This is a genomic window from Lentzea sp. NPDC003310, assembly GCF_040610935.1.
In the GTDB taxonomy this organism is placed as follows: Bacteria; Actinomycetota; Actinomycetes; order Mycobacteriales; family Pseudonocardiaceae; genus Lentzea.
In genome coordinates this window covers 40,584-53,379 of the sequence record NZ_JBEXNC010000016.1, presented here as the reverse complement: position 1 = coordinate 53,379, position 12,796 = coordinate 40,584, and the positions used below count along the sequence as shown (strand labels likewise).

At 70.6% G+C, this 12,796-nt stretch carries 9 protein-coding genes; 6 read left to right on the top strand and 3 right to left on the bottom strand.

Going from position 1 to position 12,796, the window contains the following annotated elements; translation table 11 throughout:
- Positions 1-23: 23 nt before the first annotated feature.
- From mmsA to ABZX02_RS30525, 4 genes are read left to right on the top strand one after another with little or no spacing between them, the layout of a single operon-like run.
- Complete coding sequence (mmsA, locus tag ABZX02_RS30540) at positions 24-1,529, top strand: multiple monosaccharide ABC transporter ATP-binding protein (protein WP_355303538.1); 1,506 nt, start codon at positions 24-26, stop codon at positions 1,527-1,529.
- Positions 1,526-2,740 (top strand): multiple monosaccharide ABC transporter permease, encoded by a 1,215-nt coding sequence (mmsB, locus tag ABZX02_RS30535; RefSeq protein ID WP_355303193.1) that lies wholly within the window; start codon positions 1,526-1,528, stop codon positions 2,738-2,740. The genes mmsA and mmsB overlap by 4 nt, the downstream gene beginning before the upstream one ends.
- An 18-nt stretch (positions 2,741-2,758) precedes the next feature.
- A complete protein-coding gene (locus tag ABZX02_RS30530; RefSeq protein WP_355303192.1) occupies positions 2,759-5,827 on the top strand; it encodes a family 43 glycosylhydrolase in 3,069 nt (1,022 codons plus the stop codon).
- A 13-nt stretch (positions 5,828-5,840) separates the two neighbouring features.
- Positions 5,841-6,926 (top strand): aldose epimerase family protein, encoded by a 1,086-nt coding sequence (locus ABZX02_RS30525; RefSeq protein ID WP_355303191.1) that lies wholly within the window; start codon positions 5,841-5,843, stop codon positions 6,924-6,926.
- A gap of 1 nt (position 6,927) precedes the next feature.
- On the opposite strand, the gene ABZX02_RS30520 is transcribed toward ABZX02_RS30525, so the two are convergent.
- Entirely contained in the window at positions 6,928-7,260 is a 333-nt protein-coding gene (locus ABZX02_RS30520) for a hypothetical protein (RefSeq protein WP_355303189.1), read from the bottom strand.
- A gap of 207 nt (positions 7,261-7,467) precedes the next feature.
- Between ABZX02_RS30520 and ABZX02_RS30515 the strand changes: the two genes are divergently transcribed.
- Positions 7,468-8,955 carry an AMP-binding protein gene (locus ABZX02_RS30515; RefSeq protein WP_355303187.1) on the top strand — a complete coding sequence of 496 codons (1,488 nt, stop codon included), beginning with the start codon at positions 7,468-7,470 and terminating at the stop codon, positions 8,953-8,955.
- Between the two features lie 12 nt (positions 8,956-8,967).
- Positions 8,968-9,186: a sigma factor-like helix-turn-helix DNA-binding protein gene (locus ABZX02_RS30510; RefSeq protein ID WP_355303185.1), complete on the top strand. Its 219-nt coding sequence runs from the start codon at positions 8,968-8,970 to the stop codon at positions 9,184-9,186.
- Here ABZX02_RS30510 and ABZX02_RS30505 read toward each other — a convergent pair.
- Both ABZX02_RS30505 and ABZX02_RS30500 read right to left on the bottom strand, forming a co-directional pair.
- The gene (locus ABZX02_RS30505; RefSeq protein WP_355303183.1) at positions 9,173-11,113 is read right to left on the bottom strand and encodes a family 43 glycosylhydrolase; all 1,941 of its coding nucleotides are present in this window, start codon (positions 11,111-11,113) and stop codon (positions 9,173-9,175) included. The genes ABZX02_RS30510 and ABZX02_RS30505 overlap by 14 nt on opposite strands.
- Complete coding sequence (locus ABZX02_RS30500; protein ID WP_355303181.1) at positions 11,110-12,738, bottom strand: ricin-type beta-trefoil lectin domain protein; 1,629 nt, start codon at positions 12,736-12,738, stop codon at positions 11,110-11,112. The genes ABZX02_RS30505 and ABZX02_RS30500 overlap by 4 nt, the downstream gene beginning before the upstream one ends.
- Between the last annotated feature and the right edge of the window lie 58 nt (positions 12,739-12,796).

Here is a 12,796-nt window from a genome sequence, read left to right as displayed (position 1 = left end):
CGGTGTCCGAAGACGTCCTGGTGATGCGCGGCATCACCAAGAGGTTCGCGGGGGTCACCGCGCTGCACGAGGTCTCGCTGACCGTGCGGCGCGGTGAGATCCACGCGATCTGCGGTGAGAACGGCGCGGGCAAGTCCACGCTGATGAAGGTGCTGTCCGGGGTGCACCCGCACGGCACGTACGAGGGCGACATCCTCTTCGAGGGCGAGCCGTGCTCGTTCGACGGCGTTCGCGACAGCGAGCGCCGCGGCATCGTGATCATCCACCAGGAGCTGGCGCTGTGCGGTCAGCTCTCGGTGGCGGAGAACCTGTTCCTGGGCAACGAGAGGGCGCGGCGCGGGTTCATCGACTGGAACCGCACCAACCACGAGGCACAGGCGTTGCTCGACCGGGTGGGGCTGCGGGAGAACCCGACGACCCCGGTGAACGACCTCGGCGTCGGCAAGCAGCAGCTCGTCGAGATCGCCAAGGCGCTGTCCAAGGAGGTCAAGCTCCTCATCCTGGACGAGCCGACGGCGGCGCTCAACGACGACGACTCGCAGCACCTGCTCGACCTGCTCGACGGCCTGCGCGCCGAGGGCATCACCTGCGTGATCATCTCCCACAAGCTGGGCGAGGTCACCAGGATCGCCGACACGGTCACCGTGCTGCGCGACGGGAAGACGATCGAGACGCTGCCCGCCGCGGGACTGAGCGAGGAACGCATCATCGCCGGCATGGTCGGCCGCGACCTCGAGCACCGGTTCCCGCCGCGCACCCCGGACGTCGGCGAGGAGATCCTGCGGATCGAGGACTGGACCGTGCACAGCCCCGCGCAGCCGGACCGCAAGGTCGTCGACGGCGCCACGCTCACGTTGCGGCGCGGTGAGATCGTCGGTCTCGCCGGGCTGATGGGCGCCGGCCGCACGGAGCTCGCGATGAGCGTGTTCGGTCGGTCGTACGGCGTCGGCGTGTCCGGCCGCGTGGTCAAGGACGGCCGGGAGATCGACACCCGGACCGTGCGCGGGGCGATCGACCACGGCATCGCGTACGTCAGCGAGGACCGCAAGCGCTACGGGCTCAACCTGATCGACGGCGTGCAGCGCAACGTCTCCGCGGCCGCGCTGGACAAGCTGGCGAGCCGCGGGTGGGTCAACGAGAACGAGGAGTACACGGTCGCGGAGCGGTTCCGCCGGTCGATGGGCATCCGGACGTCCTCGGTGTCGACGCCGACCGGCACGTTGTCGGGCGGCAACCAGCAGAAGGTCGTGCTGGCGAAGTGGATGTTCACCGACCCGGACGTGCTGATCCTCGACGAGCCGACGCGCGGCATCGACGTCGGCGCGAAGTACGAGATCTACTCGATCATCAACGACCTCGCCGCCCAGGGCCGCGCGGTGCTGGTGATCTCGTCGGAGCTGCCGGAGCTCCTCGGCCTGTGCGACCGCGTGTACGCGCTGTCGGAAGGCCGCATCACCGGCGAGGTGAGCCGTGAAGAGGCCACGCAGGAACGTCTCATGCAGTTCATGACACGAGGACAGAGCTCATGACCACGAAGATCGCGCCGTCACCGGCCGCCGCCCCACCGTCCGAGCCGCGGCGGTTCTCGATCAACCTGCGGCAGTCGGGCATCTACGTCGCGTTCGCGCTGATCGTCGTGCTGTTCACGGTGCTGACGGACGGGGCGTTGCTGCAGCCGCAGAACATCTCGAACATCATCGTGCAGAACTCGTACGTGCTGATCCTCGCGATCGGCATGATCCTCGTGATCATCGGCGGCCACATCGACCTGTCGGTCGGCTCGACCGTGGCGCTGACGGGCGCGATCTGCGCGGTGCTGACCGTCCAATGGGGACTGCCGTGGCCGGTGGCGGTGCTGCTGACCCTGTTGTCGGGCGCGGTGATCGGCGCGGCGCAGGGCTACTGGATCGCGTACTTCGGCATCCCGGCGTTCATCGTGACGCTGGCGGGCATGCTGGTGTTCCGCGCGCTCACCCTGACGACGCTCGGCAACCAGGGCATCGGCCCGTTCCCCGACGAGATCCGGTCGCTGTCGAACGGCTTCACGGGCGGCTACCTCGGCAACATCGGTCTCGGCCCGCTGGGCGGCGCCGACCTGGTGAGCCTGCTCGCCGGGCTCGCCTGCGTCGCCGGGTTCGCGTTGTCGCAGTGGCGCAAGCGGTCCGCGCGGCTCGGCTACGGCCAGAGCGTGGACCCGATGCCGGTGTTCGTGCTCAAGATCGTCGGTGTGGCCGTCGTCGTGATGGCCGTCGTCGTGCAGCTCGCCCGGTTCCGCAACCTGCCGTGGGTGCTCGTGCTGCTCGCGGCGCTCGCGCTCGGCTACTCGCTGATGGCGAACAACTCCGTGTTCGGACGGCACATCTACTCGATCGGCGGCAACCTGCAGGCCGCCACGCTGTCCGGCGTGAAGGTCAAGGCCGTCACGTTCTGGGTGTTCGTCAACATGGGCGCGCTGGCCGCGCTCGCCGGCGTGATCTTCGCCGGCCGGCTCAACCAGGCCGGTCCGACCGCGGGCGCGTCGTTCGAGCTCGACGCCATCGCGGCCGCGTTCATCGGCGGCGCGGCGGTGCAGGGCGGTGTCGGCAAGGTCGTCGGCGCCATCACCGGCGGCCTGATCATGGGCGTGATCAACAACGGCATGTCGCTGATCGGCGCGCCCAGCGAGCGCGTGATGCTCGTGAAGGGTCTCGTCCTGCTCATCGCGGTCGCCTACGACGTCTGGACCAAGCGCCGCGCCTGAAACCCCGGAAAGGCGACCATGGCTCCCCTGCGCCATCTCGGTCTCGTCGCGGTCCTCACGGCCGCACTGCTCCCCGTCACCCCGGCCGCCGCCGAACCGCTCGTGCGGTCGGCGGCGGCCTCCCTCTCGGTGCCGAACATCGCCGACGTCCGCGGCCACCTCACCCTGCCCGCGACCGGTGCGCACGACACGACCGTCACGTGGAGGTCGTCCGACGACAAGGTGATCACGCCGACCGGCGAGGTGAGCCGGCCTCCCGCCGGGAGCAGGCCCGCCAAGGTCGTGCTCACGGCGAAGGTGAGCCTCGGGCGGCAGAGCACGACGCGGGCTCTCACGGCGACCGTCGTCCCGTTGCCCGCCAAGGAACCCCTCGCCGGGTACGGCTTCTTCTACTTCACCGGCGAGAGCAGCCCGATCGGCGAGCAGATCTACGCCGCCGCGAGCAACGGGAACACCCCGCTGGACTTCAGCGAGGTCAACGGCGGTCGGCCGATCCTGAAGTCGAGCCTCGGCGAACTGGGCGTGCGCGACCCGTTCATCCTGCGCTCCCCCGACGGCGACCGGTTCTACCTGCTGGCGACCGACCTCAAGATCAACGGAGGACGCGGCTGGGACGCCGCGCAGCGCACCGGCAGTCGCTCGATCATGGTCTGGGAGTCGACGGACCTGCGGAACTGGTCCCGGCAGCGCAGCGTCCAGGTCTCGCCGCCGACCGCCGGCAACACCTGGGCACCGGAGGCGTTCTGGGACGCGAAGCGCGGCACCTACGTCGTGTACTGGGCGTCGAAGCTGTACGCGGAGACCGATCCCGGTCACACCGGGAACAGCTACAACCGCATGATGTACGCGACCACGCGCGACTTCGTGACGTTCAGCCCGGCGAAGGTCTGGATCGACCCCGGCTACTCCGTCATCGACTCGACCGTGATCGAGCACGAAGGCACGTACTACCGGTACACCAAGGACGAGCGGAACAACTCGTCGTCCTCGCCGTGCAGCAAGTACATCACCGCGGAGAAGTCCACCGACCTGCTCGACCCGGCCTACGCCTTCGTCGCCGAGTGCATCGGCAAGGCGACCTCGACCAGCCCGGGGCTGAGCGCCGGTGAGGGGCCGACCGGGTTCAAGTCCAACACCGAGGACAGGTGGTACCTGTTCATCGACGAGTACGGCGGCCGCGGCTACGTGCCGTTCGAGACGACCGACCTCGCCTCCGGGAAGTGGACGATGTCGACCGGCGCCCGCCTGCCCGCCTCCCCGCGCCACGGCACGGTGCTGCCGGTGACGCAGGCGGAACTGGCCCGCCTCACCGCCGCACCGGCCCCGGTCCGAGCGAACGGCGACGGCCTCGTGGCGCACTGGCCGCTCACCGGGTCCGCCGCCGACGCCACCGGGCACGGCCACGACGGCGTGCTCGCCGGGAACGCCGGCTTCTCCGAGGGCTCGCTGCAGCTGCGCGGCGGGCACGTGCAGCTGCCGAACAACCTGCTCACCGGCGTCCAGGCCGTCACGATCTCCGCGGACGTGCTGGTGGACCCGGCCCAGCAGACGCCGTACTTCCTGCACGGCTTCGGCAACACCGCGCCGAACGGCGTCGGCGACGGCTACCTGTTCAGCACCGGTGACACCTACCGCGGCGCGATCGCGACCGGCAACTGGACGACCGAGCAGGGCGTGAACTCCGGTAGAGCGCTCCCACGGGGTGTTTGGAAGAACGTGGCGCTGACCGTCGGCAACGGCGTGGAAGCGCTCTACCTCGACGGCGTGGAGGTGGCCAGGAACACGAGCGTCACCACGAGGCCCGCCGACCTCGGCGGTGGCATCACCACGGCCAATTACCTGGGACGATCGGTCTACGCCGCGGACCGGACGCTGCTGGGCAGGATGAAGGACGTCCGCCTCTACAACCGGGCCCTCACCGCCGGCGAGGTCGCGGCGCTGCCGTTCAACTCGACGCTCATCCGCTCGGTGGCGCACGAATCACTCAAAACGCCCGCGGTGATCGAGCCGGGCAGCGTCGTGCTCCCCGTGCGGCCGGGCACCGACCTGCGCCGCGTCCGGCTCGACTTCGGGCTCGCCCCCGGCGCGTCCATCTCCCCCGGCGGGCCGGTCGACCTGCGGACACCGCGGAAGTTCACGGTGCGGTCGGGCCGCGAGAGTCGGGAGTGGACGGTCGAGGCGCAGGAACTGCGCAGTCCCGTGCTGCCCGGCCTCAACGCCGACCCCAACGTCATCGCGTTCGGCGACACCTACTACATCTACGCGACCACGGACGGGTTCGACGGCTGGAGCGGCACGACGTTCGCCGCCTGGTCCTCGAAGAACCTGGTGGACTGGACGAACGAGGGCGTGATCCTCGACCTCGGCCCGGACGTCGCCTGGGCCGACCGCAACGCCTGGGCGCCCTCGATCGCCGAACGGAACGGGAAGTACTACTTCTACTTCTGCGCCGAGGCCAAGATCGGGGTCGCGGTCGGCGACTCCCCCACCGGCCCGTTCACCGACACCGGTCAGCCGCTGGTCGCGCGCAACCCGGGCGGCGGCCAGGCCATCGACCCGGCGGTCTTCGTCGACCGCTCCGGGCAGCCGTACCTCTACTGGGGCAACGGTGAGGCCTACGTCGTTCCGCTCAACGATGACATGATCTCCTACGACCCGGCCAAGATCACGCGGCTGACCGGGCTGACGGACTTCCGGGAGGGCCTGTTCATGGTGGAACGCCAGGGCACGTACCACCTGACCTGGTCGGTCGACGACACCCGCAGCGAGGACTACCGCGTGGCCTACGCGACGGCGCCGAGCCCCACCGGGCCGTTCACGAACCACGGCCTGGTCCTGAGCAAGGACACGCGGCTCGGCGTCAAGGGCACCGGGCACAGCTCGGTGCTGCAGGTGCCCGGCACGGACGACTGGTACCTCGTCTACCACCGCTTCGCCATCCCCGGCGGGGACGGCACGCACCGGGAGACCACGATCGACAGGATGAGGTTCGGCGTGGACGGCAGGATCGTCCCGGTCGTGCCGACCCTGCACAGCGTCGCACCACAGCGGATCCGGCCGCAGCACTGCCGGGCCCTGATCAACTGACTCGAGGAGTTCCATGTCGCAGCGGGAACCCGAGCTCCGCCGGGAGCTGTTCGGACGTGCCGGTGACGCCGACGTCCACCGGTACGTCCTGGCGTGGCCGGGCGGGCTCACCGTGCGGGTGCTGGACTACGGCGGCGTGATCCAGTCGCTCGAGGCGCCCGACCGCGACGGCGTGCCCGCCAACGTGGTGCTCGGGTTCTCCACGCTCGACGAGTACGTCAAGAACAGCCAGCCCGGCGAGAACAGGGTGTTCTTCGGCGCCCTGATCGGCCGGTACGCCAACCGCATCTCGCGCGGCACGTTCACGCTCGACGACGTCGTGCACCGGCTGCCGCTCAACAACGGCCGGAACAGCCTGCACGGCGGTCCCGAGGGCTTCGACACCCGGATCTGGGCCGCGACCGAGGTCCGGGAACCCGACGCCGTGGGCGTGCGGCTCGACCTGGTGAGCCCGGACGGCGACGGCGGCTTCCCCGGCGCGGTGGCCGCGCAGGTGACGTACCTACTCGACCGGCACAACCGCCTGAGCATCACCTACCGGGCCACCGCGGACGCGCCCACGATCCTCAACATGACCAACCACAGCTACTGGAACCTCGCCGGCGAGAGCAGCGGCGACGTGCTGGACCAGTCGCTGATGCTGAACGCCACCCACTTCTGCGCGGTCGACGACGACCTGATCCCGGTCGGCGGGCCCGTGCCGGTCGAGGCGAGCCCGTTCGACTTCCGGCTGCCGACCGCGATCGGTGCCCGCATCGGCGCCGCGCACCCCCAGCTGGAGGTCGCGGGCGGCTACGACCACAACTGGGTTCTCGACCCGTCCGGCGCGTCCTTCGCCGCGCAGGCGTGCGACCCGGTGTCCGGGCGCCTGCTGACCATGTGGACCACCGAGCCTGGCCTGCAGTTCTACTCGGGCAACTTCCTCACCGAAGACCTGGTCGGCACCGGTGGCCGCCCGTACGGCCGCGCGGCCGGGTTCGCGCTGGAGGCCCAGCACTTCCCCGACTCGCCCAACCGCCCGGACTTCCCCAGCACCGTGCTGCGGCCGGGCGAGGTCTACCACCAGGAGACGGTGTTCCAGCTGTCCACTGCGGACTGACTCAGGCCGCGTGGGAGCACGTGGGACAGGAGCACTCGGCGCAGGTGCAGTTCGCGCACGCGTCGTCGCACCCGTCGCACGCGCACTGGGCGTGGTTGCAGGTCGGACAGTCGCAGTCGGAGCAGTCGCACTGCGCGCACGAGTCCGCGCAGTGGGCGCACCGGCACTTGTCGCACTCGTCGTAGTGGACGCCGCGGTCCGTGACGTGCTCGCGGTGCAGGTGGCCGTCGTGCAGGTAGTCGACGTGGTCGCGGTGCACCACGGCGTCGTGGCCGCAGCCCGGACCGTGGGTGTGGCGGTGCAGTTCGGCGGGGGCGTGCTCGACAGTCGTCATGGGACAGATGCTCATATGCGCAGACGACCATGACAAACGGACGACCCGGTGATCATCCTGTCGGGTGACACCCCGCACCTCCGCGAATACCGCGACAACTGAAGCGGCACAACGACTTTATCGATTCGACGGGCGAATCGACAGCTTCTCACCACCGGCGCTCTGGCTCGTTCAAGATGAGAGCGACCGCACGTGAGGAGGCCTGAAGTGTTCCTGGAAACCGCCCTGTGGGCGCTGTCCCCCGCCGACCGCGCGCGGGTCCAGGAGTTCGGCGCCGGGCCGCTGCGCACGCCACCGTCCGACCACGTCCACCACGCCTTCGAGGCGCACGCCGCGCGACAGCCGGGCGCGGTCGCCGTGGAGCACCTCGGACAGTCGCTGACGTACGCGGAGCTCGACGCCAGGGCCGGGCTGCTGGCCGAGCTGCTGGTCCGCGACGGCGTGCGGCCGGGTGATCACGTGGGCCTGTTCCTGACCCGCTCCACCGCCATGGTCGTCGGCGCGCTCGCCGTGCTCAAGGCGGGAGCGTCCTACGTGCCGCAGGACGTGGGCACCACGCCGGAGGACCAGCTGCGGCACGTGGTCCGCGCGGCCCGCATCGACGTCGTGCTCACCACGAGCGCGGGCGCGCTGCCCGACGATCTCGCGTCGGTCATCGCCGTCGACGCGCTGCCGGACGCGCCCGGCTTCTGCCGGACCATCACCGCCGAGTCCGACACCGCCGCCGTCGTCTTCACCGGCACGACCGGTGTGCCGATCTCCCACGCCGGGCTCTGCAACCTCCTGCTCACCTCCCCCGGATCGCTCGGCATCACCCCGGGCACCAGGGTGGCGCAGCTGCTCGACATCGCCTCCGACCTCGCGATGTGGGAGGTGCTCGGCACGCTCGCGAACGGCGGCACCCTCGTGCTGGACGACGGCGCCGAGCGGACCGCGGACGTCCTGGTCACCACGCCCGGCGTGCTGGCCTCCCTGGACCCCGAGGCGTGCCGGCGGGTGCGCACGGTGGTGGTCGCCGGGGAGCGTTGCCCGCAGGCGCTGGCGGACACGTGGGCCCGCCGTGCGGCCTTCCTCCACGCGTGGGGTCCGACGGAGGTGACGATCGCCGCCACGGTGCACCGGTACGAGCCGGACGCCGGCCCGCTCACGATCGGGCGGCCGGTGCCGAACACGACCGCGTACGTGCTCGACGACGACCTGGAACCGCTGCCCGTCGGGGAGGTCGGCGAGATCTGGGTGGGCGGTGCGGGCGTCACGGCGGGCCGCCTCGACGGCACGACGCCGCACCACCGCCCCGACCCGTTCCTCGGCGGCGGCCGGGCGATGTTCCGGACCCGCGACCTCGGCCGGTGGACGGCCGACGGCCTGCTGGAGCGCCACGGCCGGTCCGGTGACCAGGTCGAGGTGCTGGGGTACCGGTTCGAGCTGGACACCGTCACCGCCGCGCTGGAGGACACGGCCGACTGCGAGCGCGCCGCGACGCTGGTGCACGACGGGAGGCTCGTCGGGTTCATCAGCCCCCGGACCGCGGCTCCGGACCAGGCCAGGCGCGCGGTCTCGCGGCGGTTGCCGCACTACTGCGTGCCCACGCTCATCGTCCCGCTCGACGCGCTGCCCACCACCGAGCGCGGCAAGGTCGACCGGCGCGCGCTGCTGTCCTGTCTGGACGGACGGCGTCCGGCCGTGCGCACCTGAGGGAGGCGGCCCGTGTCCACGCGCGAGACCACCACCCTCGTCGCCGGCGCGCTGTCGGCGCTCGAACCGGAACACCGGGTGGTGGTCGTGCGGGCCTTCTACCGCGGGGAGTCCGTGTCCGAGCTCTCCGCCGCGCTGGGCCTGCCGCAGGACGTCGTGAAGGCGCGGCTGCACCAGGGTCTGCACGCGTTGAGGCACGCGTTGCAGGAGAACGGGGTCATGGAGCCGTGAGCTCGAACCTCTGGACCGTGACCGAGCCTCCGAGTGCCTGCGTGGCGTGGTTGAAGACGCCGAACCGGTAGCCCATGAAGAACTGCCACTCGTTCTTCAGCGTGAAACCGGTGCCCAGCGACGTGAAGTTCACCCCGTCCGTGCTGTAGGAGAACCGGGCCTGCCGTCCGCTGCCCGGCCGGATGTCGGCGTTGGCGTGCAACCAGATCCGGGTCCCGGTGAGGTCCGCGCTCGCGACCTCGGTGCCGGTGCCGGTGGTGTTCCAGTTGCTGTCCATGGTCAAGCCGTTGACCATGACCACCCGGTTGCGGCCGTTGTCGCGCTTGACGCCGATCCACGCCGAGGAGTCGCGCAGCATCGCGAGCCCTGTGCGGTCGCCGTCGCGCATCGACGTCAGGTCCAGTGTGACGGTGCCGGTCGACGTCGGCCCCTGGATCCGGTGGGTGAGGGTGTTGCGGGCGTTGTACAGGTCGTTCGTGACCGTCGCCGTGGACAGCCTCAGCCCGTTGTTCACGCTGTACCTCGTGGTGTCCGGGTTGTGGTTCCACTCCCACTGGGGTTTCAGCGCGGTGCCGTCGAAGGTGTCGACGCCGGTCATCGGTTTCACCGGGCGCTGCGGCAGGTTCGGTGTCGGGTAGTTCACGCCCCAGCCGCCGTTGACGGTGGTGATGCGCGGCCAGCCGTCGGACGTCCAGGTGATCGGCGCGAGCACGGGTACCCGGCCGCCGGGGTAGGCGTCCACGAACGCCATGTAGTACCAGTCGCCGTTCTGCGTCTGCACCATGCCGCCCTGGTGCGGCACTCCCCCGCCCTGGATCGGGCCGGGCATGTTCAGCAGCACCTGCTGGACCGTGTACGGGCCGAACGGGCTCGACGCCTTGAGCACGTACTGGCCGTTCGCGGGCCTGGTCAGCCAGATGTAGTAGCTGCCGCCCCGCTTGTAGAACCGCGCGCCTTCGAGCGTGCCGATGTTCGACGGAGTCTGGAACACCTGCTGCGAGCGCACCTCGGACTTCCCGTCCGCGGAGAGCTGCGCGACGCTGATCGTGGTGTTGCCGTAGGCGACGTACATCGTGTCGTTGTCGTCGACCAGCAGGCCGGCGTCGTAGTAGCACTTGTTGATCGTGGCGTGCTTGGACCACTGGGCGTCCACCGACGTCGCCGTGTAGATGTGCGTCTGCGCGAAGTCGACGCAGCCGCCCCAGTAGAAGGTGTTGTTGCTCTTGCGGTGGTTGAGGAACGACGCCCAGATGCCCCGCACGTAGCCCCGGCCGCCGGCGAGGTCGTACTTGGAGCCGAAGTCGAGCCGTGGCACGGAGTGTCCGGCGAACTCCCAGTTCACCAGGTCGTAGGAGCGCAGCACCGGCGCACCCGGCGAGTAGTGCATGGTGGAGGCCGAGTAGTAGTACGCGTCGCCGACGCGGATGATGTCGATGTCCGCGAAGTCCTGCCACAGCACCGGGTTGGTGAACGTCGACGGTCTGGGCGTGGTGGTGGTGGTGGTGGTGGTCGTCGTCGGGCTGCCGGTGTCGCCGCAGGGGATTCCGTTGAGGCGGAAGGACACGGGGTCGGCGTTGGTGGACCCGGCCGTGGCGTTGAAGCCGAACTCCACCTTGCCGCCGGTCGGCACCGAGCCGTTGTAGGAGGCGTTGCGCGCGCTCACCGCGCCCCCGCTCTGGGTGATCACGGCGTTCCAGTGCTGCCCGACCTGCTGGCCGTGCGCGTACGTCCACTCGAGCGTCCAGCCGGTGATCGCCTCACCGGTGTTCGTGATCGACACGGACGCGCCGAAGCCGCCCTGCCACTCGGACGTCCTGGTGTAGGTGACCGCGCAGCCCGGAGCGGCCTGCGCGGCCGTGCTCGCGGCGAGTCCCGCGGCCACCAGGGTGAGGGCGGCCAGCGCCGCCGCGACGGGAGTCCGCCTCATGATCGCGCCCACCTCTGGTTGGACTGGCCGTTGCAGGTCCACAGCACGAGCCTCGACCCGTTGGCGGTCGACGCCCGTTCGACGTCGAGGCACAGGCCCGCACCGGCGTTGCGGACCGTCCCGTCGGACTGGACCGTCCACCGCTGGTTCGCCTGGCCGTTGCACTGCCAGGTGATGACGCGCGTGCCGTTGGCGGTGCCCTGGTCGTAGGCGTCGAGGCACTTGTCGCCGAACACCCGGAGCTCACCGCTGGGCCAGGAGGTCCACCGCTGCGAGGCGGGCGTGAGGCAGTCCTGGACGACCACGGCGGCCCCGGCGGCGGTGGAGGAGTTCTCGACGTCGAGGCAGCGGTTCGACCCCTCCCCGCGCAGCCGCGAGGTGGTGCTGGGCACCGGGCTTCCTCCTGTGACCCGGAACGCGGCGACGCCGTGCGCCGCGACGGACGCGGAGATCGTGCCGGAGGTGCTCGACGTGGCGCCGGTCCACAGGTCGGTCAGCGTGAAACTGTTGCCCGACAGGCCGATCTGGGCGGCCGTGGTGCTGATGGTCGCCGTGCCGCCGCCCCGGTTGAAGAGCCCGACGGCGACCGAGCCGTCCGCCAGGGGCTTCGCGAACACCTCGGTGGCGCCGTCGTCGCGCACCCGGCGGCCGCCCGCCCCGAGGGAGTCCTGGTTCACCGCGATCAGCCGCTGGTTGCGCAGGACGGCGCTCACGTCGGCGGACATCGTGCGGATGTCGTTGCCCGCCATCAGCGGCGCCGCCATCAACGCCCACAGGCTGAAGTGCGCGCGGGACTCGGTGAGGGTGAGCCCGGGACGTCCGACCACGAGCATGTCCGGGTCGTTCCAGTGGCCCGGACCCGACTGGACGGCGAGCGGGGCGGTGACGTCGACGACGTTGCCCACGCCCATCGGGTAGCTGTTGGTGTTGCCGTTCTGCCAGATGTCGAGGAGGTCCTCCGTGGTGCGCCACAGGTCCGCGACCGCGCTCCAGTCGTACCGGTCGCCGGTCGGCGCGTGGAAGCTGTTGGGGTTGATGCTGTAGACGATCGGCCGGCCGGTGGCGCGCAGGGCGTCGCGCATGATCGAGAACCGCGCGACCTGCTCGTCGCGGGTGCCGGACCCGGAACACCAGTCGTACTTCAGGTAGTCGACGCCCCACGACGCGAACGTGCGCGCGTCCTGGACCTCGTGGCCCTTGCTGCCGGTCGAGCCGGGGTGCGCACCGGTGCCCTGGGCGCAGGTCTTCTCGTTCGGCGCCTGGTAGATGCCGAACTTGAGGCCGCGCGCGTGGATGTAGTCGCCGAGTGCTTTCATGCCGCTCGCGAACTTGGTCGGGTGCGCGCGCAGGTTGCCGGAGGAGTCGCGCTGCGGGTCGAACCAGCAGTCGTCGACGACCACGTACTGGTAGCCGGCGTCGCGCATGCCCGAGGACACCGTCGCGTCGGCGGCCTGGCGGACCTGGGCCTCGGTGATGCCGCAACCGAAGCTGTTCCAGCTGTTCCAGCCGAGCGGCGGGGTGAGGGCCGGACTGCCGGGAGCGGCGGCGGCCGGGGTCGTCGCCGTGGCCACGGCCATCAACGCGGCGAGTGCGAGGAAGGTGGGTTTCCTGGACCGGGTGGGCATCGTCGCCCCTTCCTCCCAGGACCGGCGCCGCCGGTGGCGCGTACCGCGGCGCCGGTCC

Bases quoted from the DNA above. Each gene is read 5' to 3' on its own strand.
- mmsA (WP_355303538.1), top strand. From the start codon at position 24: ATGCGCGGCATCACCAAGAGGTTCGCGGGGGTCACCGCGCTGCACGAG.
- mmsB (WP_355303193.1), top strand. From the start codon at position 1,526: ATGACCACGAAGATCGCGCCGTCACCGGCCGCCGCCCCACCGTCCGAG.
- ABZX02_RS30530 (WP_355303192.1), top strand. From the start codon at position 2,759: ATGGCTCCCCTGCGCCATCTCGGTCTCGTCGCGGTCCTCACGGCCGCA.
- ABZX02_RS30525 (WP_355303191.1), top strand. From the start codon at position 5,841: ATGTCGCAGCGGGAACCCGAGCTCCGCCGGGAGCTGTTCGGACGTGCC.
- ABZX02_RS30520 (WP_355303189.1), bottom strand. From the start codon at position 7,260: ATGACGACTGTCGAGCACGCCCCCGCCGAACTGCACCGCCACACCCAC.
- ABZX02_RS30505 (WP_355303183.1), bottom strand. From the start codon at position 11,113: ATGAGGCGGACTCCCGTCGCGGCGGCGCTGGCCGCCCTCACCCTGGTG.
- ABZX02_RS30500 (WP_355303181.1), bottom strand. From the start codon at position 12,738: ATGCCCACCCGGTCCAGGAAACCCACCTTCCTCGCACTCGCCGCGTTG.